Below are 25,113 nucleotides of genomic sequence, written 5' to 3' on the forward strand. Positions count from 1 at the left end.
CCACCCATTCCAATGCGGCATTGCCGCCCGCCATGCCCTCCGAACCCGCTGACCCGGTGGTACGGGCGCGTCCCTTCAACAGCCTCCTGGTGCTCGGCGCCATCGGTGTGGGGCTGCTCGTCGCCGGGCCCTGGGTGTTCGACACCTATTTGCTGAACATCCTGATCAAGGCCTTCTTCTTCGCCATCGCGGCGATCACGGTGGACATCCTCTGGGGCTACACCGGCTACCTCACGTTCGGTCAATCGGCCTTCTTCGGCATCGGCGCCTATGCCGCCGGGCTGGTGTTCACCCACGTCGGGTTCAGCGCCTTCACCGTGCTGCTGGCCGTCTGCGCCACGGTGCTGGCCAGCGCGGCGGTGGCCGGCCTGGTGGGCTGGCTGTCGTTCTACCGCGGGGCTTCGCCGTTCTTTGCGACGGTGATCTCGCTGGTGCTGCCCATCGTGCTCACGCAGTTGCTGCTGTCGGGCGGCAGCTTCACAGGGTCGAGTTCGGGGCTCACGGGCTACCAGAGCTTCGACTGGTCGCTCGAGGCCTGGTATTGGGTGGCGGGCAGCATGCTGGCCGTGGCCGGTGCCATCGGCTGGGTGCTGGTGCGCAGCGATGCGGGCCGCATGCTGGCGGCCATCCGCGACAACGAGGTGCGCTGCACCTACCTGGGCATCGACACCTCGCGGGTGAAGATCGCACTGCTCACGGCCATGGGTGTGATGGCCGGCATCGCGGGCTTTGGCTACGGCGCGTTCAGCGGCGTGGTGGCGCCGGAGCTCACGGGCTTTGCGCTGGGCACCGAGCTCATCATCTGGGTGGCGCTGGGCGGGCGCGGCACGCTGTGGGGGCCGCTGGCCGGTGGCGTGCTGATCAACGTGGCCACGGCCTACCTGAGCAGCAGCATGCCCTTTGCCTGGCAACTGATACTGGGCGGGGCGTTCGTGGTGGTCATCGTGCTGTTTCCGCAGGGGCTGATTCCGCTGCTGCTCAAGCCCTTCGGCGTGCTGCAGGGTGCCACGCGCATGCCGCAGCTGCAGGAGCGGCCGGGCAGCACCGACGGCCAGGCGACCGATGCGGTGGCCATCCGCCTGCAGGGCGTGACCAAGCATTTTGGCTCCCTCAAGGTGCTGCAGGGCATCGACTTCGAGGCCCGCCCAGGCGAGCTGGTGGGGCTGATCGGGCCCAACGGCGCCGGCAAGACCACGCTGATGCGCTGCATGAGCGACGGCGCCGAGCGCAGCGGCGGCACGGTGGAGCTGTGCGGCAGCGACATCCGCCAGCTGCCGCCCGAGGCCTGTGTGCGCCTGGGCCTGGGGCGCAAGTTCCAGAACGCCAACATCTTCGAGTCGCTGACCGTGGCCGAATGCCTGCGCATCGCCGGTACGCGGCTGGAGCGCCCCTCGCTGCTGCACCAGGACCCGGTGCTGCGCCTGCCGCCCTATGCGCTGCATGTGGTGCGGGCCACGGCGCTGGAGGGCAAGCTGGCCACCGTGGCGCGCGACCTGTCGCACGGCGAGCAGCAGGCGCTGGAGCTGGCCATGGTGCTGGCGCTGGAGCCGCGCGTGGTGCTGCTCGACGAACCCACGGCCGGGCTGACCAAGACGGAGCGCACGCAGATCGGCGAGGTGCTGTCGTCGCTGGCGCACCGCTACGGCCTGTGCTGCCTGCTGGTGGAGCACGACCTCGATTTCGTGGAGCTCATCTCCACCCGCATCGTGGTGCTGCACCAGGGTGCCATCGCCATGCAGGGCAGCTTCCAGGAGGTGGTCAACTCGCCCCTGGTCAAGACCATCTACTCGGGCAGCACGCATGCCATGAAGGAGGGCGCATGAACGCCATTGCATCTCCCTCGGCCCTGGTGCTCGACGGCATCACCAGCGGCTACCGCGCCTCCGTGGTGCTGCGCGGCCTGAGCCTGGACATCCGCAAGGGCGAGGCCGTGGCCCTGTTGGGCAAGAACGGCATGGGCAAGAGCACCCTGCTCAAGACGGTGATGGGCTACCTGGCCAAGAAGGCCGGGGCCATCCACCTGCACGGCGAGAACATCACCCGCCTGCCACCGCACCGCATCGCGCGCCAGGGTGTGGCCTACGCCTCGCAGGAGCAGCCGCTGTTCGCCGACCTGAGCATCCGCGACAACCTGCGCCTGGGCCTGGCGAAGGAGTCGCTGTTCGAAGAGCGCTTTGCCGCCGTGGAGCCGCTGTTTCCGGTGTTCGGCAGCCGCCTCGCGCAGTACGCCGGCACGCTGTCGGGCGGCGAGCAGAAGATGCTGCTGCTGGCGCGGGCGCTGATGGTGCGGCCATCGGTCATCCTGCTCGACGAGATCACCGAAGGCCTGCAGCCCTCGGTGATCGACCGGCTGGCCAATGCCCTGCTGCAGGAGCGCGAGCAGCACGGCACCACCTTGCTGATCGTGGAGCAGAACGTGCCCTTTGCGCTCAAGGTGGCTGATCGCTACGTGGTCCTCAAGCAGGGCGAGCTGGTCGACGAGGGCCTGGCCAAGGCCGATGGGGCCGTCGAGGCGGTTTTCAGCCACCTGAGGGTCTGACATGCACGCCCAGGACTGCCCCCTGTCGGCACCACCGTCCATGCCGCTGCCCCTGCCGCTTTGCCAACTGATCGCCACCGGCGGCACCATCGCCATGAAGCTCGACCCCGAGCGGGGCGGGGCCGTGCCAGCGCTGTCGGGGGAGGACCTGCTGGCGGCCGTGCCGGCCATGGCGCATGTGGCGCGGCTGGAGGTGCGCGAGCTGTTCAACATCCCCTCCGATCACATGGACCCGGGGCGCTGGGTGCAGCTGTGGCATGCCGTGCACGAGGCGCTGGCGCGCCCCGAGATCACCGGCGTCATCATCTCCCACGGGACCGACACGCTGGAGGAGACGGCCTGGTTCCTGGACCTGACCCTGGCCGGCGACAAGCCCGTGGTGCTGGTGGGCGCGCAGCGCAATGCCTCGGTGCCTGATTTCGACGGTCCGCGCAACCTGCTCAACGCGGCGCGCATCTGCGTGGCCGGCCAGGCGCGCCGCCAGGGCGTGCTGGTGGCGATGAACAACCAGATCAACGCCGCCCGCGAGGCCACCAAGACCCACACGGCCGACGTGGAAGCCTTCAAGTCCGGTGACTTCGGCCTGCTGGGCGTGGTGGACGATGACCGGGTGGTCTTCTCGCGCCAGCCCACGCGCCGCCAGCATGTGGCGCTGCGCGCGGGGGATCTGCCGCGCGTCGAGATCGTGCCCATGTTCGCGGGCGCCAGCGGCGACCTGGTGCGCGCCGCAGTGGCGCTGGGTGCGCGCGGCGTCGTGGTGCAGGCGCTGGGCTTTGGCAATGTGAATGCCGGCATGTTCGAGGCCATCCGTGAAGCCATCGCGCGCGGGGTGGCCGTGGTCATCTCGACCCGCGTCCCCAACGGGCGCGTGCAGCCGGCCTACGCCTTCGATGGCGGCGGGCACACGCTCAAGGCCGCAGGCGCCGTGTTCGCCGACAATCTGAGCCCGCACAAGGCGCGTATCTTGCTGATGCTGTTGCTGCAGGGCGCACGAACGCCGCACCAGCTGCAAAGCATGTTCGACCAATGAAGGAATGCCATGTCCGATGATCCCTCCATGCTGCAGCCCGATGACGGCTGGCGCGTTGGCGTGCTGTTTTCCCGCTCAGGGCCCACGGGCGTCACCGAGTCGGAGCACTTCTTCGGCACAGCCCTGGCCATCGAGGAAATCAACCAGCTCGGCGGCGTGCTCGATCGGCCGCTGATCCCTGTGGTCTACGACCCCAAGGGCGACATTGCCGAGTACCGCAAGCTCGCCACGCGGCTGCTGCTGGAGGATGAGGTCAATGTGGTCTTCGGCTGCTCGCGTTCGTCGAGCCGCAAGGCCGTGCTGCCGGTGATCGAGCGCAACAACGCACTGCTGTGGTACTGCTCGTTCTACGAAGGCTTCGAGTACTCGCCCAACGTGATCTACACCGGTGCCGTGCCCAACCAGAACAGCGTGCAACTGGCCGCCTACCTGATGCAGAACCGGGGCACGCGCTTCTTCCTCGTCGGCGCGGACTACATCTACCCGCGCGAATCGAACCGTATCATGCGCGACATGGTCGAACAGCATGGCGGCGAGATCCTCGAAGAGGTCTACCTGCCCATCGAGGCCGGCCCCTCCGAACTCAAGGAAGTGCTCGCGGACATAAAGGCCCAGCAGCCCGACGTGGTGTTCTCCACGCTGGTGGGGCAGTCGGCCCGCCTGTTCTACCAGCTGTACCGCGACTTCGGTCTGGACCCCAAGACCATGCCTATCGCCAGCCTGTCCATGGCCGAGGAGGAAATCCGCCTCATCGGACCGACCCTTTGCGAGGGGCACATCACCTCGGCCACCTACTTCGGCTCGGTGCAGAACGAGAGCAACCAGCGCTTCGTGGCACTGTGGCGTGAGCGTTTTGGCGACCGTCCCACCAGCACCTGGTCCGAGATGGCCTATACCCAGGTGCACCTGTTCGCCCGCGCCCTGCAGCGTGCAGGCAGCATGGACCGGCGCAGGCTGGTGGAGGCGGCGCGCGCCGTGTCCTTCGACTCGCCCGAGGGGCGCGTGACGGTGGATGCCGAGAACAACCACTGCGCGCTCACACCGCGCATCGGCATCTGCCGAGCGGATGGGCAGTTCGACATTGCCTGGGAAGCGTCCGAGCCGGTACGGCCCGATCCGTACCTGTCCACCTTCGGTTTTTCCGAGTTCTGGCTGAGGTGAGCAAACCATGAGTTCAAGCCTACGCCGTCTCTACGAAGACCTGCGCAGCATCAGCGTCACCGTGGTCTATCCGCCGGGGGAGGACCGCGACGTGGTGGTGCAGCAGCTGCAGCGCATCGGCTGCCGCTTGAAGGTGGTGTGGCCGTTCCCGGCCGAGCCGCCCACGGGGGTGGACGTGATCTTTTTCCAGGTCTCGCAAGACCTGGAGGGCAGCAGCGCCTGGAACGCCAGCGCCGTGGACGCCGCCTTCGTGGCCCTGTCGGACTATGAAAGCCCGACCACGCTCAAGCTGCTGCTCGACACCAAGGCGCATGGCGTCATCACCAAGCCGTTCCGTTCCTCGGGCATTCTCAGCACCCTGGTGCTGGCGCGGGCCTCGCAGGGCTTCCAGCAGCGCCAGCAGGGCAAGATCGAGAAGCTCGAGTCCACCATCAAGTCGCGTCGCCAGATCGAAAAGGCCATCCGCGTGCTGGTCGATTACCAGCGCATGACCGAGGCCCAGGCCTACGAGCACATGCGCGAGCGCGCCACCGGCCTGCGTGTGACGGTGGCCGAGGTATCTGCCATGCTGCTGGAGACGCACGAGGCCATGGAAAAGCTGGGGTTTGCGGCGGCCAAGCCTGCGGGCAAGGCCAGGTAGCCCGGCGCCTGCGCTTCAGCCGATCGTCATCAGGCTCGCATTGCCCCCCGCCGCCGCCGTGTTCACGCTCAGTGCGCGCTCGATCACCAGGCGCTCCAGCGGCACCTCGGTGCTGCCTGGAGGCAGGGCCGTGACGGCGACGATGGGGCCGGGGCGGCGGGCGAGCTGTTCGCACACGCTGCGCAGTGCGTCGGGGCTGCCGTGGTGCAGCACAGCGGCCAGCTCGATGCTGCCGTCGGCCGGGCCATTGCCGGTGGTGCTGATGCGCGCCTGCACCTCGGCCGGGAGCGTGGTGCGCAGGGCAGTGTGCGCATCGCTCCACACGGCCTTGCCGCCGCTGGCGAGCACGGCGGCCAGCTGGGTCAGCAGGTCTTCCTCGGTGGTCGCGATGCACAGCACCGTGGCGCGCGGCAGCAGGCTGTAGACATTGCGCTCGCCCGTGGGGCCGGGCAGGGTGCGTGCGGTGCCGCTCTGGCTTTCGGCGGCAAAGCGGCGGCAGGTGGCGGCCAGGGCGGCATGGGCCTCCATCTGGGCCCAGCGCTCCAGGGCACGCAGGGGCATGAGCAAGTGCTCGCGCGCAGTCATGTCGGCCGGCACGGCGCGGTCGGCGGTGGCAAAGGTTTGTGCCAGTGCGTTGGCAGGGCGCTGGGCCAACAGGCGCAGCAGGTACAACGGGCCGCCAGCCTTGGGCCCCGTGCCCGACAGGCCCTCGCCGCCAAAGGGCTGCACGCCCACCACGGCGCCCACCATGTTGCGGTTGACGTAGACGTTGCCGGCGTGCGCCCGGTCCACCACGCGGGCGATGGTCTCGTCGATGCGTGTGTGAACGCCCTGGGTCAGGCCATAGCCGGTGGCATTGATCTGGTCGAGCAACTGGTCCAGGTCCGTGCGCGCATAGCGCACCAGGTGCAGCACGGGGCCGAAGACCTCGCGCTGCAGCTCGCTGATGCTGTTCAGCTCGATCAGCGTGGGCGGCACGAAGGTGCCCTGGGCCGCCTCGGCAGCATCGCTGCGGCAGTGCTGGAACACGCGCTGGCCACGGCTCTTGAAGGCCTCGATGTGCTTGTTGATGCCGGCCTGGGCTTCGACGTCGATCACCGGGCCCACGTCCACCGCGAGCGCACCGGGGTTGCCCATGCGCAGCTCGCCCATGGCGCCCTTGAGCATCTCCACCACGCGGTCGGCGGCATCCTCCTGCACGCACAGCACGCGCAGGGCCGAGCAGCGCTGGCCTGCGCTGTCGAAGGCCGAGGACACGGCATCGGCCACCACCTGCTCGACCAGGGCCGAGGAGTCCACGATCATCGCGTTCTGCCCGCCGGTCTCGGCGATCAGCGGAATGGGGCGGCCCGCTGCATCGAGCCGGCCGGCGATGGTGCGCTGCAGGATGCGCGCCACCTCGGTGGAGCCGGTGAACATGACGCCCATCACCCGGGCATCGCCGATCAACCGCGCGCCCACGGTTTCGCCCTGGCCGGGCAGCAGCTGCACCGCGCCGCGCGGCACGCCTGCGCGCCAGAGCAGGCGCACGGCCTCGGCGGCGACCAGCGGCGTCTGCTCGGCCGGCTTGGCCAGCACCGGGTTGCCGGCGGCCAGCGCCGCAGCCACCTGGCCCATGAAGATGGCCAGCGGAAAGTTCCACGGGCTGATGCAGGCCACCGGGCCCAGGGGGATGTGCGTGGCGTTGTCGAAAGTGCTCTCGACCTGGGCCGCGTAGTAGCGCAAGAAGTCCACGGCCTCGCGCACCTCGGCGATGGCGTTGCTTGCGCTCTTGCCGGCTTCACGCATCAACAGGCCGATCAGGGGCTGCATGCGGTCTTCGAGCAGGTCGGCGGTGCGCTGCAGGGTGGCGGCGCGTTCGGCGGGGGCGATGGCGGCCCAGGCGGGAGCTGCAGCCTGGGCGTTCGCCAGCGCCTGATCGACATCGTCTGCCGTGGCCTCCTGCACCTGGCCGACCACGTCGCGCAGGTCGGCGGGGTTGCGCACGGGGATGGTCGGACCGGGGGGCGCGTCGGCGGCGAGCAGCGGGCCGGCCTTCCAGTCGTGCAGCGCGCTGGCCTGCAGCGTGGCGGCGAGCTGCGCCAGCGTGGCATCGCTGGCGATGTCGAGGCCCTGCGAGTTGGCGCGGCCGTTGCCGTACAGCGCCCCCGGCAGCGGGATGCGCGGGTGGGGCAGGGCGGCCGTGCCTTCGCGGGCGGCGGTTTCGTCCACCACCTGCACGGGGCTGCGCACCAGCTCGGCCAGGGCGATGGTCTCGTCGGCGATGCGGTTCACGAAGGAGGTGTTGGCGCCGTTCTCGAGCAGGCGGCGCACCAGGTAGGCCAGCAGTGTCTCGTGCGTGCCCACCGGGGCATAGATGCGGCAGGGCCGGCCCAGTTTGCCGGCGCTGATGGCGCCCACCACCTGCTCGTACAGCGGCTCGCCCATGCCGTGCAGGCACTGGAACTCGTACTGCCCCGCGTAGTAGTTGCTGCCGGCCAGGTGGTAGATGGTGGCCAGGGTCTCGGCATTGTGCGTGGCGAACTGCGGGTACACCGCCTCGGGCGCGGCCAGCAGCTTGCGTGCGCAGGCCACGTAGGAGATGTCGGTGTGCACTTTGCGCGTGTAGACCGGGTAGTCGGCCAGGCCGTCGATCTGGGCGCGCTTGATCTCGCTGTCCCAGTAGGCGCCCTTGACCAGGCGCACCATGAGGCGGCGGCGCGTGCGCCGGGCCAGGTCGATCACGAAGTCGATCACGTGCGGGCAGCGCTTCTGGTAGGCCTGGATCACGAAGCCGATGCCGTTCCAGCCCGCCAGGCTGGGCTCATGGCACAGGCGCTCCAGCAGGTCGAGCGAGATTTCCAGCCGGTCGGCCTCCTCGGCGTCGATGTTGATGCCGATGTCATAGCGCTTGGCCAGCTCGGTCAGGCGCAGCACCAGGGGGTAGAGCTCGTCCATCACGCGCGCGAACTGGGCGCGGCTGTAGCGCGGGTGCAGGGCCGACAGCTTGATCGAGATGCCCGGGCCTTCGTAGATGCCGCGCCCGGCCGATGCCTTGCCGATGGCGTGGATGGCCTGCTCGTACGAGGCGTAGTAGCGCTCGGCGTCGGCCGTGGTCAGGGCCGCCTCGCCCAGCATGTCGTAGGAGTAGCGAAAGCCTTCGGCCTCCATGCGGCGGGCGTTGGACAGCGCCTCGGCAATGGTCTCGCCGGTGACGAACTGCTCGCCCATCATGCGCATGGCCATGTCCACGCCCTTGCGGATCAGGGGCTCGCCGCCCCGGCCGATGAGCCGGCCCAGCGATGCGCCCAGGCTGCCTTCGCTGTGCGTGGCCACCAGCTTGCCGGTGATCAACAGGCCCCAGGTGGCGGCGTTGACGAACAGCGAGGGGCTTTTGCCCAGGTGCGGCTCCCACTGGCCGTTGCTGATCTTGTCGCGGATCAGTGCGTCGCGCGTGGCTGCATCGGGGATGCGCAGCAGCGCCTCGGCCAGGCACATCAGGGCCACGCCCTCCTGGGACGAGAGCGAGAACTCCTGCAGCAGCCCCTGCACGATGCCGGCACGGCCGCTCGCGGCCTTGCGCTGGCGCAGGGCGCCGGCAATGCGCAGCGCCAGTTGCTGCGATGCGTCGGCGATATCCTGTGGCACGCGGGCCTGGGCCAGCAGGGGCGCCAGAGCCTCGGGCTCGGGGCGGCGGCAGGCGGCGGTGATGGCGGCGCGCAGCGGGTTGGCCAGCGGGGTGCGCGGGGCGAAGTCGGCAAAAGCGGCGGCAGCGGTCGTTGTCATGGTGGGTTCTCGCAGAGAAATATTCGGGCCCGACGGCTGTCCGGCCCACTGGAGCGGATCATCTCTGGACTTGCGATGAATAAATGTTCGAAAATCGGCCTATCGAACGAACGAATCACTAGCGCTGATGAACAACGATGCCGATCTGGACCGTATCGACCGCCGGATACTGTCGATCCTGCAGGAAGACGGGCGCATTGCCAACCTCAAGCTGGCCGAGGCCGTGGCCCTGTCGCCCACGGCAGTGCTGGCGCGCGTGCAGCGGCTCACGCGCGACGGCTTCATCCTGGGCTACGAGGCTCGGCTGAACCCGCTCAAGCTGGGTGCCGGCATGCTGGTCTTTGTGGAGGTGCTGCTGGATCGCACCACGCCCAATGTGTTCGATCAGTTCAAGGCCGCCGTGCAGGTGCACCCCGAGATCATGGAATGCCACATGGTGGCGGGCGGCTTCGACTACCTGCTCAAGACGCGCTCGGCCGACATGAACGCCTACCGGGTGTTTGCTGGCGACGTGCTCTGGCAACTGCCCGGCGTGCGCGAGACGCGCACCTATGCGGTGATGGAAGAGGTCAAACATACGAATCACCTCGTGCTGCGGTAGGCACGCGCGCAACGCCTGCATTGGCGAGCGCCCTGCAAGCCCGCATAATGGGCGCCATACCCGAAAGTCGCAGGAGGAGTTCTCATGTCCGCATTCAAATTCGCCGCAGCGGCCCTGGTGGCCGCCTGCTTCAGCCAGACCGCCTCCGCCGCCTGCTACGTGGTCTACAGCCCGGCCAAGGAAATCATCTACCGCTCGCCCGAGCCGCCGGTGGACATGTCGTTCCAGATCCACGAAGTCCTGCCCCGCGTGGCGCCCGGCAGCACGCTGGTGTTCACGCTGGACAACTGGGGCTGCGACCTGCGCATCAATGAGCTTCCCCGCTTCGCGCCCGCTGCCATGGGTGGCGGTGGCCGCCGCGCACCGCGCGCCGACCGCGGCTGACCAGGGCGTCCATCGCACCCCGGGGGATGGGGCGCGGGACGGTTCGCGGCCTCTGAGACAATCGGGGGATGAGCGAACCCAAAGAATTGTCCCCCTCGTATGAACCCGCCCAGCAGGAAGCGGGAGAACTGCCGGAAGGCTGGCTGTCCGTGCAATCCCTGGACCTCGAAGCCCAGGGCGTGGCCCGCAGACCCAATGGCAAGGTGGTCTTCATCGACGGCGCACTGCCGTTCGAATACGTCACCGCCAACACCCACCGCAAGAAGAACAACTGGGAGCAGGCCAGCCTGACGGCGATCCACCGCGAATCGTCGCAGCGCGTGCGCCCGGGCTGCCCGCATTTCGGCCTGCATGCCGGGGCCTGTGGCGGCTGCAAGATGCAGCACCTGCACGTGGGCGGGCAGGTGGCGGTCAAGCAGCGCGTGCTCGAAGACAACCTCTGGCACCTGGGCAAGGTGCGGGCCGAGATGGTGCTGCGCCCCATCGAAGGGCCGGCCTGGGGCTACCGCTACCGCGCGCGCCTGTCGGTGCGCCATGTGATCAAGAAGGGCACGGTGCTGGTGGGTTTCCACGAGCGCAAGAGCCGCTACGTGGCCGACATGCAGACCTGCCCGGTGCTGCCCCCGCATGTGGACGCGATGCTGATGCCGCTGCGCGCGCTGATCGCCTCGATGGACGCGCGCGACACCTGCCCGCAGATCGAGCTGGCCTGCGGCGACAGCGTGACCGCGCTGGTGCTGCGCCACCTGGAGCCGCTGAGTGCGGACGACATGGGCCGGCTGCGCGATTTCGCGGCCGCCCACCAGGTGCAATGGTGGCTGCAGCCCAAGGGCCCCGAGACCGTGAAACTGATGGACGAGGGCGGTGAGCAGCTTTCCTATGCGCTGCCGGACTTCGGCATCACCATGCCCTTCAAGCCCACCGATTTCACGCAGGTGAACCCGCACATCAACCGCGTGCTGGTCACGCGCGCGCTGCGCCTGCTCGATGTGCAAAAGCACGAGCGCGTGATCGACTGGTTCTGCGGCCTGGGCAACTTCACCTTGCCCCTGGCCACGCAGGGCCGCGAGGTGCTGGGCATCGAGGGCAGTGAGGCGCTGGTGGCGCGCTCGCGCGAGAACTACCGGCTCAACCAGGGCCTGGTGGCCGAAGGCGGCAAGGCCCTGGCGCCCACCGATTTCGTGGCGCGCAACCTGTTCGACATGACGCCCGAGATGCTGATCGCCGATGGCTCGGCCGACAAGTGGCTGGTGGACCCGCCGCGCGAAGGCGCCTTCGCGCTGGCCAAGGCGCTGGCCGACATCGAGCAATCGCGCATCGGCGCCGAGGGCGCGGCACCGCTGCCCCCGGGGGCCGAGCACTGGACGCCGCCCAAGCGCATCGTCTACGTGAGCTGCAACCCCGCCACGCTGGCGCGCGATGCGGGTCTGCTGGTGCACCTGGGTGGCTACCGCTGCACGGCGGCCGGCATGGTCAACATGTTCCCGCACACGGCGCACGTCGAAAGCATGGCCGTGTTCGAGCGGGATTGACGCCGGGCCGTATCGCCCGCCACGAAGCACCAAGGGGCCCGAGGGCCCCTTTGTCGTGGTCTGGTCAATTCTCGGCGGGTGGGGAAGCCCTTGCCGCCGCACGCCGGGGCGGCGGCTCGGGTGGCTTGGCGATCGCCGAGGGGCTGCCCTCGATGTTGTTCTCCCGCATGTACTGGTCCATCTCCCGCCACCCCTCGAACACCGCCGCCTTGGCGGCCTTGGGATTGAGGGTGTAGCAGTCTTCCGGCCCGCGCTGGGCGTGGCGGCAGGCACCGCCGATGGCCTTGGCCTCGGTGTCCTTCAGCTGTGCCTCGTTCAGTCCCAGGGTGGCGGTGACCTGGTCGCACCCGGCCAGCGCCAGAAGGGCGACAGACAGGGCCAGCAGGCGCAGGACGGAAAGGGTGTTGGAAGAGTCGGTAGAGCGCATGTACCTCCATTATCGGCAGCACGTCGCCTGGGTTGAGGCTTGTCCATTGTGCAGGGTCAACAAAAAGGCTCCCGAAGGAGCCTTTTGGGGGGGCGTGCCAAAGGAGCTCAGAGGCTGGGAGTTTTTTGGCCGTGTCCGAATGGCGCGTCAAAACGCCCTGGATCTAGGCGCAAAGCACAGCCATAGCTCGGGCTATGGCGAGCATTTGCAACGACGAGCCGGGGTGTTTTGGCGTGCAAGGCGGGCATGGACGAAAGACTCTCAGCCTCTCAGTCCTTCTCGCCGCCCATGATGCCCAGCAGGGCCAACAGGCTCTGGAACACGTTGAAGATGTCCAGGTACAGGGCCAGCGTGGCGCTGATGTAGTTGGTCTCGCCGCCGTCCAGGATCTGCTTCAAGTCATACAGCATGTAGGCGCTGAAGATGCCGATGGCAGCCACCGAGATGGCCATCATGCCGACCGAGGAGCCGACGAACACGTTGATGATGGCTCCGGCCATCAGCACCAGCGCGCCCACCATGAGCCACTTGCCCATGCCCGAGAGGTCGCGCTTGATCACGCTGGCCAGGGTGGCCATCACGAAGAACACGCCTGCGGTGCCGGCAAACGCGGTCATCACCAGGTCGGTGCCGTTCTTGAAGCCCAGCACCATGCCGATCATGCGCGAGAGCATCAGGCCCATGAAGAAGGTGAAAGCCAGCAGCACCGGCACGCCGGCAGCCGAACGCTTGGTCTTTTCGATCGCGTACATGAAGGCGAACGCGCCGCCCAGGAACACGATCAGGCCCACGCCGCCGCTCAGCGAACGGGTGATGCCCGTGGCGACGCCGATCCAGGCGCCCAGCACGGTGGGGATCATGCTCAGTGCGAGCAGCCAATAGGTATTGCGCAGCACCTTGTGGCGCTCTTCCTGCGAAATGCCATAGCCCGCCGAATGGTTCAGGGTGGTGACTTGGTCATTCATCTGTATCTCTCCTTGTGCCTGCACGGTACAGGCTTGGACAAATTCTAGGTGGAGGCGTTCCCCCCAAAGGCAATACCCGCACCGTTCAACGGGCTTGCCGCAGGATGCGCTGGTGGCGGACAAGCGCATCGCAGGGCACCGGGGCTTGAGGGATTGCGCTGTCCCTGGTCACTATTCTTTCGCCCCAGGCAGGGTTGGTGGGCCTGCCGGGAGCCGCTATGCTTGCCGGTTTCCATCCCGGGAGGTGCTCTGGCGCCTCCCCCAACCTCGCACCGCATCCATGAAAACCAAGCACGAACTCGAACTGGCCGACGTCAAGGCCATTGCCGCCGCCGCCGAAGCCGAAGCCCTGAAGAACAACTGGGCCGTGACCATCGCCATCGTCGACGATGGCGGCCACCTGCTGTGGCTGCAGCGCCTGGACGGCGCGGCCGCCGTGTCCTCGCACATCGCCCCGTCCAAGGCCCGCACGGCCGCCCTGGGCCGCCGCGACAGCAAGGTGTACGAGGACATCGTCAATGGCGGGCGCACCGCGTTCCTGAGCGCCCCGACCATCGACGGCCTGCTCGAAGGCGGCGTGGCCATCCTCAAGGACGGCCAGTGCCTGGGCGCTGTGGGCGTGAGCGGTGTGAAGTCGACCGAAGACGCGCAGGTCGCACGCGCCGGTATTGCCGCCATCGGCCTGTGATCGGCAGCGTGCCCCGCGGCATGCAGCCATGAAAAAAACCGGCCTCGGCCGGTTTTTTCTTTGTGGGGCTGCCATCGGCCTCAGGCGGTTGCATCCGCCATGGGGTGGGGCAACGCATTGCCGCTGCTGCTGGGGGCCGGTACAGGAGAGGGCACAGGGGCCTGGCTGGCCACAGCGGGCCGGCGCACCGGGTTGCGCAGTGCGACCAGGCCCTTTTGCTCCAGGTCGATGCGCGGTGCGCTGGGCTGGCCCTTGAAATCGAGCCACTGGTGGTTCTCGTAGTCGTAGAGCTTGCAGGTGCGCATGGTGCGCAGCAGGGTGCGTACCGAGGCCTTCTCGATCACCAGCTTGTGCCCGACCAGCTCGTTCATGCGCTTTTGCGCGGCCAGCAGGTGGTAGGACGGGATGCCGGCGTGCGCGTGGTGCGCGGCGTGGTTGTAGACGTTGTTGACCACCTTGGAGATCCAGTCGGGCAGCACCCAGACCACCGAGCAGACCTCGGGGCTGTGGCGGTTGTGGCGCAGGTCGTCGCTCCTGAACCAGGGGATGTTGGGGTGGGTGTGCATGATGTACAGCGAGGTGCTGCTCAGGAACATCAGCGTGAACAGCGGCAGCACCCAGCCCAGCAGCACGGCCTGCAGGGCGGTGATGGGCGCGAAAGCGGGCGAGCACAGCAGCAAGGCCACGTAGCTGCCGTGGTAGGCCAGCAGCAGGGCGGAGTATTTGCGCGACTCGGGCACCTGGTCCTTGGGCGTGCGCACGTTGGGGTAGATGCGGGTCGGGAACCAGTGGATCGCGAAGTACAGCCACAGGCCGATACCCAGGGGCGCGCGGTAGATGTGCTCCAGCACCTTCCTGTGCCAGGGCAGCGCGTCGTAGCCGGCCTTGGAGTAGGGCGTGTAGTAGTCGAAGTGGTCGCCGTTGGTGTAGGGGTGGTGTACCTTGTTGTGGTCGTGCGACCACATGCGGTAGTTGTGCGTGGCAGGCACGCCGGCCACCAGGGCCAGCACCCAGTTCAGGCGCCTGGAGCGCGCCAGCGTGCCGTGGGCGGCGTCGTGCGCCAGGGTGTAGAACGAGGACAGGCGCACGCCCGCCATCAGCGCTGCCACCACCTTGAGCCACATCGGCTCGGCCAGCAGCACGGTGGCGATGAAGGCCCAGTACAGCACATGGTCGCGCAGCACCAGGGTCACGCCCTTGCGGTCGCTGGGATTGGCGAAGGCCGAGAGCTCCTGGAGCAACTGGGCTTTGGAAATCTCGGGCCGGGCGGCGGTGGGCTGGGTCATGGACTGTGCACAAGGTGGGCGGATGGCCCCTTCGCGCGACGCCGCTGGCGTGTGGCTGGCTGCCGGATGGATCTGGCTGGCGGTGCCCGCAAAGGGGAGAAACGTCAAGAAGTGTTTCACACCCAACCGGTGTCCCATCGCGGAACAGCAGGGGAAAAGCCGCCCATTTCGGGCATTTGCCGTGGCGCGCGGTGCCCCAAAAGGAAAATGGCCCCGAAGGGCCATTGGATGCGTGAGGGCCGTGGCGACGGCTGCCGCTGCCTGAAGAAGCTCCCGTGGAAAAAAAGGCCTGGCTACGCGGGTCAATGAAGCCCGTTGGCTGGCAAAAACGACCCTTGCGGACTACAAGCCCGGGAGTCGCCCCACGATGAAACCTGTTGAAGAAAAAAGCCCCTTATTTGGTCAGGATCAGCTTGCCGAGCTTGGTGGCCTGCAGGCGGTACACCGAGCCGTTGTGGCTGATGGCCACGGCCTTCTGGCCCTGCAGCAGATCGTTGCTGTCCACGGCGGCGGTTGCGTCCCCTGCGGCGGCGCTGCGCAATGCGCCGGCGTGCTGCGGCTGCAGTGGGTCTGCAGAGGCGGGGCGCAGGAGCGTGGCGGCAGTGAGGGTGGCTTGCATGGAAGGGTTCCTGGTACGTTGAATCGTGTACGGTGTGCTAATGATAGTGATTCGCAATTACTGGTCAAGTGATTTCGCACATTGAACGGCATGAATCTCGGTTGGGGCCCGGATGGGGTGAAACCACTGCGGCTTGTGCGCCACAGGCCCCAAGCAAAACAGGCCCGAAGGCCTGTTGTTGCGTGGCAGCGGACCGCGCCTTGCGGCGCAGGGCGCATCACTGCGGATCGGTCACGAAGCCGATCTTGCGCACGCCGGCGCGCTGGGCGCTGGCCATGGCCTGGGCCACGCGTTCGTAGCGCACTTCCTTGTCGCCGCGGATGTGCAGGTCCGGTTGGGGCTGCTTGGCCGCTTCGGCCTGCAGGCGCGGGAAGAGTTCCTCGTCCGACACCTGGGACTCGTTCCAGTAGTACTTGCCGTCGGCCGCCACGGACAGGCGCACGGTCTCGGGCTTGATGTCCTCGGGCTGGTTGGTGGCGCGCGGCAGGTCCACGTTCACCGAGTGCTTCATGACGGGCACGGTGATGATGAAGATGATGAGCAGCACCAGCATGACGTCCACCAGGGGCGTCATGTTGATCTCGTTCATCACGTCATCGGCGTCGTCTTGCGTTCCGAAGGCCATGGCTTAGCTGCCTTTCTTGAGCGGCAGCACCTTGGCCTGTTCGCCGCCGGCAGACACGCGGGCACCGGTCACGAAGTAGGCGTGCAGGTCGTGCGCAAAGCTGTTGAGGCCGCCCAGGATGGACTTGTTGCCGCGCACCAGGGCGTTGTAGCCGAGCACCGCGGGGATGGCCACGGCCAGGCCCAGGGCGGTCATGATCAGCGCTTCGCCGATGGGGCCGGCCACCTTGTCGATGGTCGATTGGCCCGAGGTGCCGATGGCCAACAGCGCGTGGTAGATGCCCCAGACCGTGCCGAACAGGCCGATGAAGGGGGCGGTGGAGCCGACCGAGGCCAGGATGGCCAGGCCCGATTGCAGGCGCGCGGTGAATTCGTCGATGCAGTTGCGCAGGCAGCGCGTGACCCAGTCGCTCACGTCCAGGCTGTCGTGCAGGTGGGCCTTGGTGTTGCGGTGGTGGGCCGTGGCTTCACGGCCTTCCAGCGCCAGGTGGCGGAAAGGGTTGGTGTTGTCCTGGCCCAGCTTGCTCAGGCCGGCGGCAAAGTCCTCGCTGTGCCAGAAGTCCTGGGCGGCACGGGTGTGCTTCTTGAACTTGATGATGTCCAGGGCCTTGATGATGATGACGATCCACGAGGCCAGGGACATGGCCAGCAGGATGACGGCCACTGCGCGGGTGACAAAGTCACCCTGGATCCAGACGTTGGCGATGCCGAATTGCGATTCCATGAGAACTCCTGATGATTATTCGAGAACAAAATTGATGGGTACCAGGTTCCACATGGTCTCTGGCACGCCATTGCGCTTGCCGGGCGTGAAACGCCAGCGCATGACGGCTTCCTGGGCCTGGCGGTCCAGGCGTTCGAAGCCGCTGGACTTGTTGATTTCCACCTTCTGCGGCACGCCGTCGGTGCCGATGAGCACGCGCAGGATCACCTTGCCCTGCTCGCCCATGCGCTTGCTGATGGCGGGGTAGCTGGGCTTGGGGTTGTTCAGGTAGGCCGCGTCGCTCGACGGCAGCTCGATCTTGGGCGGGGCCGGGGGGGCGGGCGGGGCCGGTGGCGGCGCTTCCACGGCCACGGGGGCGGCGATGGGGGGCGCGGGGGGCTGGGGAGTGGTCACGCCCGTGGGGGCATCGGGTGCCGGTGTCGGATCGGGAATGGCCACGGGCATGGGGGCCGGGCGCGGGGCCTTGACCTGGGGCGCCGGCCGGGGTGGCGGCGGTGCCGGTGGCTTGGGGGGCGGTGGCTCGATCTTGGGCGCGGGTGGCGCGATGAATTCGCTGAGCAGCTCTGCCGGCACGATGACCTCCGCCGCGCGGCGCAGCAGGCCCGACTGCAGCGCCCAGATCCCCGCCACATGCAGCAGCACGACGGAGCCTACGATCACGGTATTGCGACTGACGCCCGCAGGAGGGGCAAAACGATCAGGGTGAGACATAAGTGTGATGGCAGTTGCCGCCGCTTGCGCGGCAAGCGGCGCAGGCCCGTGAGACCTTGATTATTTGCGGAAGATCCACCAGGCCGAGCCTGCGACGAGGATCAGGCTGCCGACGAGTGGTGAGAGGAGTTCCATGCCTTGCTTTCCATGATGGAGCTGGCAAGCTGGATCGTCTGGGGCGCTGCCTCGTTGTGCAGGGCGGCGACCGGACTCGATGCACTGCACTGGGCCACCACGTCGCGGGCGCAGCTTTCGCAGCATCCGCATTGGGTGGCGACGCCCAGCTCGAACTGGATTTCGTCAAAGCTCATGCCGGCACGGGCGTGGCGGGCGATCTCGCGGTCAGAAATCCGGCGGCAAACACAGACGATCATGGCGGCAGGCAGTGGTGGCTGGCTGGTAGAAGATGGGTGATTATAAATGCGAATTTTTCGCATTTGCAACAAACCATTCCTGGCGAGAGGGGAAAACCCGCTTGCCGGACATGAACACCGTCTAGGAGGCTGTCGGACTTGGAGCGTCGAAAGCGAAAATCGGCCCCAGCGAGGACAGTTTTTGCCGGATTTGCAGCCCCATAGCCAGGCTATGGGGCAAAAAGGCGGTGAAAAATGGACCGCTGCGGCCGATTTGCAGCCGACGATTTCCAAGTCCGACAGCCTCCTAGAGATCGGCCCCCAGCAAGGCGGGCGAGGCATCTGCCAGCGTGGCGCAGCCGGTGAGCGCCATGGCGATTTCCAGCTCGTCACGCAGCAGGCGCAGCACATGGGCCACCCCGGCAGCACCGGCATTGGCCAGGCCCCAGACCACCGGGCGGCCCACCAGCACGGCCGATGCCCCGAGTGCCATGGCCTTGAGTACGTCGGTGCCGCGGCGGATGCCGCCGTCCACCAGCACCGGCAGGCGGCCCTCCACCGCCTGCACGATGCGCGGCAGCGCGCTGGCCGTGGCGGGCGCGGTGTCGAGCGTGCGGCCACCATGGTTGGAGACCACCAGGCCCGCCACCTGCAGGCCCGCGGCCTGGCGGGCATCGGCCGGGTGCAGCACGCCCTTGAGCAGCACCGGCAGGCGGGTGATGGACTGCAGCCATGCCACATCGTCCCAGGTGGGGGCCTGGTGCAGCAGGGCATCGAACAGGGCGCTCTGGCCGGGCTGCAGCGCCACGGCCGGTGCCGGCGGCATCTGGGCCAGGTTCACGGCGCCGATGCCGGGCGGCAGGCGAAAGCCGGCCCGGCGCTCGCGGTCGCGCGTGCCGCTGGACGGCGCATCCACGGTGAGCACCAGGGCTTCGTAGCCTGCGGCTTCGGCGCGCTCCACCAGGGCGCGGGTGAAGCCCCGGTCGTGCTGCAGGTACAGCTGGAACCACAGTGGCCCGCGCCCGGCATCGTTCAGCACGGCCTGGGCAATGGTTTCCAGCGGCAGCGTGGCCTGGGTGCTCAGCACCAGCCCGGCGCCCAGCGCCGCGGCCGCATAGGCGGTGGCCAGTTCGCCATCGCCATGGGCCATGCGCTGGAAGGCCACGGGGGCCAGCAGCACGGGGTGGGCCAGCGTGCGGCCGAGCAGCTCAATGCGCGTGTGGCCGCCCGCCAGGGGGCGCAGCACGCGCGGCCACAGGGTCAGGGCGTCCCAGGCGCTGCGGTTCACGCGCAGGGTGATTTCGTCGGCTGCGCCACCGGCAAAGTAGGCCCAGGCGTTGTCGTCCAGGCGCTGCCTGGCGTGCTGCTCATGATCCTCCAGGCTGGCGATGCCCGGGGGAAGCGGTTGGCGTGTGGGAACGTCGGTCATGAAGTGGCAGTGGGCACTGGCGGCTCATACGGATTTGCCTTCAATCGTATAACTAGGCGGGAAGCCGCAGACAGTGCTGTAGCACGGCAAGGCGGACCAACGAAGTTAGACGCTTGAAGGCAAATCCGTATCACACATCGGCCCACATGCGCAGCAGATTGTGGTAGGTGCCCGACAGCGTGATCACCGATGGGTCTTTTTCGCCCGCGCTCTGTCTGAGCCGCAGCAGTGCCATGTCCATGTCGAACAGCAATTGCCGCTGCTCCAGGCTGCGCACCATGCTCTCCACCCAGAAGAAACTGCTGATGCGATGGCCGCGGGTAACGGGCAGCACCTGGTGCACGGTGCTGCCGGGGTACATGACCATGTCGCCTGCCGGAAGCTTGATGCGTTTTTCACCCCAGGCCTCGGTGGCCACGAGTTCGCCGCCTTCGTACTCGCTTGGCGGGGTCAGGAACAGCGTGCACGACAGGTCGCTGCGCATCCAGGCGTTGTCGGCCCGGGAGTGCATGACGGCACTGTCCACGTGGTCGCCATAGAAGTTGGCGCCGTCTCCGTAGTGGTTGAACAGCGGGTTGTAGATGCGCCGAGGCAGGGCGGCTGAAAAGAACAAGGCGTTGCGGGCGAGTGCCGCCTTGACCAGACCCTGCAGTTGGCCCGAGAGCTCGCTGCCCTGGGAAAGCTGCAGATTGTTCTTCTGGAGCACGGCCTGGCCGCCCGCGCTGCGGGCTCCGTCCACCCACGGGGTGTCGGGTGCCCAGAGCTTTTGCCGAAAGAGCGCGATTTCTTCGGCCGTCAGTACATTCTTGATGTGCAGGAACATGGTGCCTGATTGTGACTGCGCCCCGGTGAAGGGGCGCAATCATCTCGTCACAGCATCAGAAGCGCGTCTTCAGCGTCATCTGCACGGAGCGTGGCACGCCTGGCGTGTAGAAGCCGCGGTACAGGCCGTCGGCGTAGGTGCGGTCGAACAGGTTGTTCACGTTCAGCTTCAACGAGGTCTTGTCGTCGAACGCATATTCGACCATGGCATCCATCACCGCAAAGCCGCTGGCGTACACCGCGCGCGAACCTTCGGGGTTTTGCTTGCTGCGGTAGGTCAGGCCTGCACCCAGGCGCACCTTGGAGGTGACCGCATAGGTCGTCCACACGCTGCCGCTGTGCTTGGGTGTCAGGCCGGGGCGGTCGCCCCGCACCTGCGCGCCGCCGCCATTGGCTGCCAGCGCCACGTTGCTGTCGTCGATCTTGGCCGAAGGAATCCAGGTGTGGTTGGCAAACAGCTCCCACTGGGGCGTCAGACGGCCCGCCAGATTGAACTCCATGCCGGTGGCATGGCGCTTGCCGGACAGCAGCTCCTGCTGGGCTGCGGTGTCGGGGTCGGTGTTGCGCTCGTTGTACTTCTGGCTGTAGAACGCGGCCACGCCCAGCAGCGCGCGGCGCTCGAACAGCTCGAACTTGCTGCCGATTTCGAAGTTGCGGCTCTTCTCGGGCGGGGTGTTGGCCGTGCGGGCGGTGGCGTTGCCGGGGTTGCCGAACTGGTAGGTGTCGCCCGAGGTGTTGTACGACGTGCCGAACGATGCGTAGTACGAGGCCCATTCGTTGGGCTGGAACACCAGGCCCACGCGCGGGCTGAGCAGGCTGTCGGAGCGGGAGTTGCTCAGCGCGCCGGTCGCGTTGTTGTAGGACGCCTTGAAGTGGTCATAGCGCAGGCCGGCCACCAGCTTGAGCGTGTCGTTGAGCGAAACCGTGTCCTGCAGGTACAGGCCCAGGTTGCGCGAGGTGAAGGTGTTCCACTGCACCGGTGCGCGGCCGTCGGCCACCCAGGCGCCATCGTTGGGCGAACCCACGGTGGTGGTCGGGCGTGGCGTGGTGTTGGCGTAGTTCTGGTTGCGCCTGGCATCGTCGTCGTAGTAGTCCACGCCCGCCAGCACCGCATGCTTGCGGCCACCCCAGTTGAAGGTGTTGTTGTAGTCGCTTTGCACCTGCAGCACTTCGCTTTCGCCCAGGCGGCCCTTGGACCCACGGGTCAGCACGGTGTCGCCGTTGATCTGGTCCAGCGTGAGGGCGCCGTTCTGGAAACCGATGGTGCTGGCCAGCAGGTCGCGCTCGTACTTGCCGTAGCGCAGGCGTGTGTTCACCTCGCCGTTGTCGTCAAAGCGGTGGATGTGCCCCAGTGTGACGTACTGCGCAGAACTGTTGTTGTGGTCGCTGGCCAGGCCGTAGTAGTTGCGCGCCTCCAGGGGCGTGTTGATCTTGCCGTTGACCAGGCGCCAGGGGTGGTTGTACAGCGGGCGGCCCTTGGATTCGAGGTAGTACAGCCCGATCGAGAACTCGTCGCGCGTGCCGATGCCCCAGGCGAAAGTCGGCGCAATGCCGCGCTTGTCCTGCTTGGCGCCGTAGTTGTCGTACTCCTGCACCATGGCGTTCAGGCGCAAGGCCGCGTTTTCACCGGTCTTGAAGTTGAAGTCGCCCGTGGCGCGGTGGTACTGGCCGGTGCCGAAGGTGTAGGCCGCTTCGTGCTGGTCGATCAGCAGCGGGTACTTGTTCACCTGGTTGACCACGCCACCGGTCGATCCCTTGCCGAACAGCATGGAGGCAGAGCCCTTGAGCACTTCGATGCGGTCGTTGTTGAAGGTGTCACGCTCGATCAGCGGGGCGTCCTTCATGCCGTCCACATAGATGTCGCCAGCCTGCCCCAGCGAGAAGCCGCGCAGGCGCACGTCTTCCTCGCCGGTTTCACCGGACTGGAAGGTCACGCCCGCCGTGGTGCGCAGCACCTCGCGGAAGTCGTCCTGGTTGCGGTCGTTCATGAGCTTTTCGGTGAACACCGTCACGGACTGGGGAATGTCCTTGATGTCCTGGTTGCCCTTGCCGACCGTGGTCTTCTTGAGCAGCAAGGTGTCCTTGCCTTGCACTTCGGCGGCTTCCTTGACCGTCACCGTGCCCATGGTGGCCTCGGGCGTGGCGGTCTGGGCCCAGCTGCTGACCGAGGCGGCCAGCATGAGCGCGCCCAGGGGAAGCAGGCCCTTGTCGGAAGTGAAGGAGGAGGAGGTGGCTGCAGCGATGGGTGCAGCGGGGGCGGCGTGCGCAGCGGGCTGGGCTGCACGGCGGATTTTTTTCTTGGCCAAGGTGGCTTCTCCAACGGAACAAAAGGGTCGCGAGGGGGCCCGCGGCAGGGGTGTTCAGAAGCAGTGGCTGGCAGGCGGCGTGCAAGGCAGGAGTTGCTGCAAAGGGTGCAGTGGCTGGCAACGGCAGATCGCGTGCGTGGCTGTGCTTCAGGGCGTCGGAATATTAATCTTATTGCGTATTGTTTTTATTCAACATGTTGCTGCTTTGCAACGTTGTTGCATGAATTTCACAAAGAGGACGCAAAAAAGCCGGCGCGAGGCCGGCTTTTCAGAGAGTGCGGGGTGCGCTCTGTGCGCTTGCGTGTTGCTTACTTGACGTGCTTGCCGATCAGGCCAGCCAGTTCAAACATCGACACCTGGGGCTTGCCAAAGAGCTCTTTGAGCTTGGCGTCTGCGTTGATGTTGCGCTTGTTCGCAGCATCCTGCAGGTTGTTGGCCTTGATGTAGACCCACAGCTTGCTGATGATCTCCGTGCGTGGCAGCGGTGCCGAGCCGACCACAGCCGCGAGCGCGGGGCTGGGGGTGAGGGCCTTCATGAACGCAGCGTTGGGCGTGCGCTTCTTGGCAGGAGCCGCCGCCTTGGTGGCGGGCGTCTTGGCTGCGGGTGCTGTTTTTGCCGGAGCCTTTTTTGCAGTTGCCATGTTGGATTTTCCTTGTTGGAAGTAGATTGTCTGACCAGTGAAAGCCTAGCCTCTCTGCTGGCAGGCCGATGCTACTGGGAAAAAAATGCGTTTCCAAGGGAGAAAACGCTTTTTTTGCCTCGATTTGTTGCTTGCTTGCCCTGGGGAAGGTAAAGCTCACCGTTTTGGTGCTTTCCCCAGGGGGAAAGTGGGGCCTGGCGATTTATTGGCGTGCGGGTGCCGCCGGACCACAGTGCATGACAATGAAAGGCGCTGTGTGTCCGCGCAGCATCCTCACAACTTCTGGTCTTTTTTTGCACGAAAGGTCTTTGCAACATGACAGCCCACTCCTCTGCAGCCTTCAGCACCTGTGATTTCTGCGACGCACACAAGGGCGACGACAGTGGCGCCTTTCGGGTGCTGCCGCCGGTGTTCCGGGACCTGGGCGGCCTGCCGGCCTTCAGCGGGCCGGTGAGCACCGTCAAGTGCTTCGAGGACAACACCCTGGTCAAGGCTGCGGTCGATTCGCCCGGCAATGGCCGGGTGCTGGTGGTCGATGGCGGCGGCTCGTTGCGCAAGGCCCTGGTCGGGGGCAACCTGGCCGCCGCCGCTGCGCGCAACGGCTGGGCCGGCGTGGTGGTGGATGGCTGTGTGCGCGACATCGCCGAGCTGCGTGCTGCGGCCGTCGGCATCCGCGCCCTGGCCCTGATGCCGCTGCCCACCGAGAAGCGCAACGAGGGCCAGCGCGACGTGGCCGTGCAGATCCAGGGCGTGTGGGTGCGCCCCGGAGACTGGCTCTACGCCGATGCCGATGGCATTGTGGTCAGCGCGGCGCCGCTAGCTGCGTGAGCCAGGGCCCACGCGCCAGGCTAGGCGCGAGGGCAGGGTGGCCAGCAGCACGCTGGCCAGCGCGATGGCAAAGGCCAGCAGTTGCAGGCCGCTGAGCGACTCGCCGAGCACCAGCACGCCCACCAGGGCCGCGCTCACGGGCAGCAGCACGGTGAACACGCCGCCCTGGGCGGCGGGCACCACGCGCAGGCCGGTCATCCACAGCCACACGGTCCAGATGCTGGCGGCCAGGGCATAGAACACCAGCAGCACCCAGGTGCCCCAGCCCACGGCCGCGAAGTCGAAGTGCCACGCGGCATACAGGCCCAGGGGCATGGACAGCGTGAAGCCCCACAGGTTGATGAGGGAGGTGATGCGCTTGGGGCCCAGCGCGCCGGTGAGCTTCTTGCCGATCACGGAGTACGCTGCCTCGCAGACCACGGCGCCCAGCAGCAGCAACTGGCCCAGCCAGGCCAGGTCGGCCTTGGCCGTAGGCGCATCGGCACCTGCCGGGCCTGCATGGCCGGGGCTGGGGCTTGCGATGGCGAACAGGGCGATGCCCACCACGGCGCAGCCCACGGCCACCCAGGTGCGCGGTGCCACCTTCTCGCGCAGGAAGGCCCAGCTCATGACGGCCACCGCCGCCGGCATGCTGGCCATGGTGACGCCGGCTGACACTGCATTCGTCAGGCTCACGCCATAGATCATGCAGGCGGTGAACAGAAAGTTGCCCAGGAAGGATTCGAGGAACAGCAGGCGCCGGGTCTGCGCTGTCATCGGTGGCTCGTCGGCGGGCTTCTTCAGCCAGTGCAGCATGGCCAGGCCGCCGATGCCAAAGCGCATCCAGGCCAGCAGGAACACCGGCAGCACGGCCGCCAGCGGCTTGGACAGGGCGACATAGCTGCCCACCAGCGACATGCTGAGGGCCAGGCAAAGGTAGGCAAGGGTGCGGCTCGGGGCGGTCATCGGGCAGAGGGAGGCTTGCGCACCCGCGTTCCGGTACGGTGCACCGGGGTCGCGAGCGGGATGGAGGTGTCGGCAGAGCGACCCCGCGATGAT

General features: G+C 67.1%; 24 protein-coding genes. 10 read left to right on the forward strand and 14 right to left on the reverse strand.

Features of this window, described 5'->3' with window-relative positions:
- Window positions 1–32: 32 nt before the first annotated feature.
- From U5N23_RS30860 to U5N23_RS30880, 5 genes are read left to right on the forward strand one after another with little or no spacing between them, the layout of a single operon-like run.
- A complete protein-coding gene (locus U5N23_RS30860) occupies window positions 33–1,823 on the forward strand; it encodes a branched-chain amino acid ABC transporter ATP-binding protein/permease (RefSeq protein WP_322596625.1) in 1,791 nt (596 codons plus the stop codon).
- On the forward strand, window positions 1,820–2,539 hold the full coding sequence (locus U5N23_RS30865; RefSeq protein WP_322596490.1) for an ABC transporter ATP-binding protein: 720 nt from the start codon (window positions 1,820–1,822) through the stop codon (window positions 2,537–2,539). The genes U5N23_RS30860 and U5N23_RS30865 overlap by 4 nt, the downstream gene beginning before the upstream one ends.
- Before the next feature lies 1 nt (window position 2,540).
- Window positions 2,541–3,569 carry an asparaginase gene (locus U5N23_RS30870; RefSeq protein ID WP_322596491.1) on the forward strand — a complete coding sequence of 343 codons (1,029 nt, stop codon included), beginning with the start codon at window positions 2,541–2,543 and terminating at the stop codon, window positions 3,567–3,569.
- Between the two features lie 9 nt (window positions 3,570–3,578).
- Window positions 3,579–4,730: a transporter substrate-binding domain-containing protein gene (locus U5N23_RS30875; RefSeq protein ID WP_322596492.1), complete on the forward strand. Its 1,152-nt coding sequence runs from the start codon at window positions 3,579–3,581 to the stop codon at window positions 4,728–4,730.
- Window positions 4,731–4,737: 7 nt separating this feature from the next.
- A complete protein-coding gene (locus U5N23_RS30880; RefSeq protein ID WP_305743357.1) occupies window positions 4,738–5,370 on the forward strand; it encodes an ANTAR domain-containing response regulator in 633 nt (210 codons plus the stop codon).
- 15 nt (window positions 5,371–5,385) lie between these two features.
- On the opposite strand, the gene putA is transcribed toward U5N23_RS30880, so the two are convergent.
- Window positions 5,386–9,135, reverse strand: a complete 3,750-nt coding sequence (gene putA / locus U5N23_RS30885; protein ID WP_322596493.1) for a trifunctional transcriptional regulator/proline dehydrogenase/L-glutamate gamma-semialdehyde dehydrogenase — start codon at window positions 9,133–9,135, stop codon at window positions 5,386–5,388.
- Window positions 9,136–9,262: 127 nt separating this feature from the next.
- On the opposite strand from putA, the gene U5N23_RS30890 reads away from it, so the two are divergent.
- The 3 genes from U5N23_RS30890 (at window position 9,263) to rlmD (ending at window position 11,652) form a co-directional block, all read left to right on the forward strand.
- Window positions 9,263–9,736 carry an Lrp/AsnC ligand binding domain-containing protein gene (locus tag U5N23_RS30890; protein WP_322596494.1) on the forward strand — a complete coding sequence of 158 codons (474 nt, stop codon included), beginning with the start codon at window positions 9,263–9,265 and terminating at the stop codon, window positions 9,734–9,736.
- Window positions 9,737–9,820: 84 nt separating this feature from the next.
- Entirely contained in the window at window positions 9,821–10,120 is a 300-nt protein-coding gene (locus U5N23_RS30895) for a hypothetical protein (RefSeq protein WP_322596495.1), read from the forward strand.
- A gap of 68 nt (window positions 10,121–10,188) precedes the next feature.
- A complete protein-coding gene (gene rlmD / locus U5N23_RS30900; RefSeq protein ID WP_322596496.1) occupies window positions 10,189–11,652 on the forward strand; it encodes a 23S rRNA (uracil(1939)-C(5))-methyltransferase RlmD in 1,464 nt (487 codons plus the stop codon).
- A gap of 64 nt (window positions 11,653–11,716) precedes the next feature.
- Here rlmD and U5N23_RS30905 read toward each other — a convergent pair whose 3' ends face one another.
- Together U5N23_RS30905 and U5N23_RS30910 are read right to left on the reverse strand one after the other, a co-directional pair.
- Window positions 11,717–12,079 carry a hypothetical protein gene (locus tag U5N23_RS30905; protein WP_322596497.1) on the reverse strand — a complete coding sequence of 121 codons (363 nt, stop codon included), beginning with the start codon at window positions 12,077–12,079 and terminating at the stop codon, window positions 11,717–11,719.
- A gap of 269 nt (window positions 12,080–12,348) precedes the next feature.
- Window positions 12,349–13,044 carry a Bax inhibitor-1/YccA family protein gene (locus tag U5N23_RS30910; protein ID WP_322596498.1) on the reverse strand — a complete coding sequence of 232 codons (696 nt, stop codon included), beginning with the start codon at window positions 13,042–13,044 and terminating at the stop codon, window positions 12,349–12,351.
- A 280-nt stretch (window positions 13,045–13,324) separates the two neighbouring features.
- Between U5N23_RS30910 and U5N23_RS30915 the strand changes: the two genes are divergently transcribed.
- The gene (locus U5N23_RS30915) at window positions 13,325–13,732 is read left to right on the forward strand and encodes a GlcG/HbpS family heme-binding protein (protein WP_057203655.1); all 408 of its coding nucleotides are present in this window, start codon (window positions 13,325–13,327) and stop codon (window positions 13,730–13,732) included.
- A gap of 80 nt (window positions 13,733–13,812) precedes the next feature.
- On the opposite strand, the gene U5N23_RS30920 is transcribed toward U5N23_RS30915, so the two are convergent.
- The 10 genes from U5N23_RS30920 to U5N23_RS30965 form a co-directional block, all read right to left on the reverse strand.
- The gene (locus tag U5N23_RS30920; RefSeq protein WP_322596499.1) at window positions 13,813–15,018 is read right to left on the reverse strand and encodes a fatty acid desaturase family protein; all 1,206 of its coding nucleotides are present in this window, start codon (window positions 15,016–15,018) and stop codon (window positions 13,813–13,815) included.
- 394 nt (window positions 15,019–15,412) lie between these two features.
- Window positions 15,413–15,637: a hemin uptake protein HemP gene (gene hemP / locus U5N23_RS30925; RefSeq protein ID WP_322596500.1), complete on the reverse strand. Its 225-nt coding sequence runs from the start codon at window positions 15,635–15,637 to the stop codon at window positions 15,413–15,415.
- A 217-nt stretch (window positions 15,638–15,854) separates the two neighbouring features.
- A complete protein-coding gene (locus U5N23_RS30930; protein ID WP_322596501.1) occupies window positions 15,855–16,262 on the reverse strand; it encodes a biopolymer transporter ExbD in 408 nt (135 codons plus the stop codon).
- Window positions 16,263–16,265: 3 nt separating this feature from the next.
- On the reverse strand, window positions 16,266–16,985 hold the full coding sequence (locus U5N23_RS30935) for a MotA/TolQ/ExbB proton channel family protein (protein WP_322596502.1): 720 nt from the start codon (window positions 16,983–16,985) through the stop codon (window positions 16,266–16,268).
- A 15-nt stretch (window positions 16,986–17,000) separates the two neighbouring features.
- Window positions 17,001–17,696, reverse strand: a complete 696-nt coding sequence (locus U5N23_RS30940) for a TonB family protein (RefSeq protein WP_322596503.1) — start codon at window positions 17,694–17,696, stop codon at window positions 17,001–17,003.
- Between the two features lie 101 nt (window positions 17,697–17,797).
- Window positions 17,798–18,070, reverse strand: coding sequence for a (2Fe-2S)-binding protein (locus tag U5N23_RS30945; protein WP_322596504.1), 273 nt, complete (start codon window positions 18,068–18,070; stop codon window positions 17,798–17,800).
- A gap of 286 nt (window positions 18,071–18,356) precedes the next feature.
- Entirely contained in the window at window positions 18,357–19,478 is a 1,122-nt protein-coding gene (locus tag U5N23_RS30950) for an alpha-hydroxy acid oxidase (protein WP_322596505.1), read from the reverse strand.
- A gap of 130 nt (window positions 19,479–19,608) precedes the next feature.
- Window positions 19,609–20,301 carry a Fe2+-dependent dioxygenase gene (locus tag U5N23_RS30955; RefSeq protein ID WP_322596506.1) on the reverse strand — a complete coding sequence of 231 codons (693 nt, stop codon included), beginning with the start codon at window positions 20,299–20,301 and terminating at the stop codon, window positions 19,609–19,611.
- A 55-nt stretch (window positions 20,302–20,356) separates the two neighbouring features.
- Complete coding sequence (locus U5N23_RS30960; protein ID WP_322596507.1) at window positions 20,357–22,606, reverse strand: TonB-dependent siderophore receptor; 2,250 nt, start codon at window positions 22,604–22,606, stop codon at window positions 20,357–20,359.
- Window positions 22,607–22,914: 308 nt separating this feature from the next.
- Window positions 22,915–23,247 carry an SWIB/MDM2 domain-containing protein gene (locus U5N23_RS30965; protein WP_007856154.1) on the reverse strand — a complete coding sequence of 111 codons (333 nt, stop codon included), beginning with the start codon at window positions 23,245–23,247 and terminating at the stop codon, window positions 22,915–22,917.
- 315 nt (window positions 23,248–23,562) lie between these two features.
- Between U5N23_RS30965 and rraA the strand changes: the two genes are divergently transcribed.
- Window positions 23,563–24,075: a ribonuclease E activity regulator RraA gene (gene rraA, locus U5N23_RS30970; protein WP_322596508.1), complete on the forward strand. Its 513-nt coding sequence runs from the start codon at window positions 23,563–23,565 to the stop codon at window positions 24,073–24,075.
- Here rraA and U5N23_RS30975 read toward each other — a convergent pair.
- Entirely contained in the window at window positions 24,064–25,020 is a 957-nt protein-coding gene (locus U5N23_RS30975) for a DMT family transporter (RefSeq protein ID WP_322596509.1), read from the reverse strand. The genes rraA and U5N23_RS30975 overlap by 12 nt on opposite strands.
- Window positions 25,021–25,113 lie beyond the last annotated feature (93 nt).

This window comes from Acidovorax sp. (assembly GCF_034519795.1).
Classification (GTDB): domain Bacteria; phylum Pseudomonadota; class Gammaproteobacteria; order Burkholderiales; family Burkholderiaceae_C; genus Acidovorax.

Bases quoted from the DNA above. Each gene is read 5' to 3' on its own strand.
- U5N23_RS30860 (WP_322596625.1), top strand. From the start codon at position 33: ATGCCCTCCGAACCCGCTGACCCGGTGGTACGGGCGCGTCCCTTCAAC.
- U5N23_RS30865 (WP_322596490.1), top strand. From the start codon at position 1,820: ATGAACGCCATTGCATCTCCCTCGGCCCTGGTGCTCGACGGCATCACC.
- U5N23_RS30870 (WP_322596491.1), top strand. From the start codon at position 2,541: ATGCACGCCCAGGACTGCCCCCTGTCGGCACCACCGTCCATGCCGCTG.
- U5N23_RS30875 (WP_322596492.1), top strand. From the start codon at position 3,579: ATGTCCGATGATCCCTCCATGCTGCAGCCCGATGACGGCTGGCGCGTT.
- U5N23_RS30880 (WP_305743357.1), top strand. From the start codon at position 4,738: ATGAGTTCAAGCCTACGCCGTCTCTACGAAGACCTGCGCAGCATCAGC.
- putA (WP_322596493.1), bottom strand. From the start codon at position 9,135: ATGACAACGACCGCTGCCGCCGCTTTTGCCGACTTCGCCCCGCGCACC.
- U5N23_RS30890 (WP_322596494.1), top strand. From the start codon at position 9,263: ATGAACAACGATGCCGATCTGGACCGTATCGACCGCCGGATACTGTCG.
- U5N23_RS30895 (WP_322596495.1), top strand. From the start codon at position 9,821: ATGTCCGCATTCAAATTCGCCGCAGCGGCCCTGGTGGCCGCCTGCTTC.
- rlmD (WP_322596496.1), top strand. From the start codon at position 10,189: ATGAGCGAACCCAAAGAATTGTCCCCCTCGTATGAACCCGCCCAGCAG.
- U5N23_RS30905 (WP_322596497.1), bottom strand. From the start codon at position 12,079: ATGCGCTCTACCGACTCTTCCAACACCCTTTCCGTCCTGCGCCTGCTG.
- U5N23_RS30910 (WP_322596498.1), bottom strand. From the start codon at position 13,044: ATGAATGACCAAGTCACCACCCTGAACCATTCGGCGGGCTATGGCATT.
- U5N23_RS30915 (WP_057203655.1), top strand. From the start codon at position 13,325: ATGAAAACCAAGCACGAACTCGAACTGGCCGACGTCAAGGCCATTGCC.
- U5N23_RS30920 (WP_322596499.1), bottom strand. From the start codon at position 15,018: ATGACCCAGCCCACCGCCGCCCGGCCCGAGATTTCCAAAGCCCAGTTG.
- hemP (WP_322596500.1), bottom strand. From the start codon at position 15,637: ATGCAAGCCACCCTCACTGCCGCCACGCTCCTGCGCCCCGCCTCTGCA.
- U5N23_RS30930 (WP_322596501.1), bottom strand. From the start codon at position 16,262: ATGGCCTTCGGAACGCAAGACGACGCCGATGACGTGATGAACGAGATC.
- U5N23_RS30935 (WP_322596502.1), bottom strand. From the start codon at position 16,985: ATGGAATCGCAATTCGGCATCGCCAACGTCTGGATCCAGGGTGACTTT.
- U5N23_RS30940 (WP_322596503.1), bottom strand. From the start codon at position 17,696: ATGTCTCACCCTGATCGTTTTGCCCCTCCTGCGGGCGTCAGTCGCAAT.
- U5N23_RS30945 (WP_322596504.1), bottom strand. From the start codon at position 18,070: ATGATCGTCTGTGTTTGCCGCCGGATTTCTGACCGCGAGATCGCCCGC.
- U5N23_RS30950 (WP_322596505.1), bottom strand. From the start codon at position 19,478: ATGACCGACGTTCCCACACGCCAACCGCTTCCCCCGGGCATCGCCAGC.
- U5N23_RS30955 (WP_322596506.1), bottom strand. From the start codon at position 20,301: ATGTTCCTGCACATCAAGAATGTACTGACGGCCGAAGAAATCGCGCTC.
- U5N23_RS30965 (WP_007856154.1), bottom strand. From the start codon at position 23,247: ATGGCAACTGCAAAAAAGGCTCCGGCAAAAACAGCACCCGCAGCCAAG.
- rraA (WP_322596508.1), top strand. From the start codon at position 23,563: ATGACAGCCCACTCCTCTGCAGCCTTCAGCACCTGTGATTTCTGCGAC.
- U5N23_RS30975 (WP_322596509.1), bottom strand. From the start codon at position 25,020: ATGACCGCCCCGAGCCGCACCCTTGCCTACCTTTGCCTGGCCCTCAGC.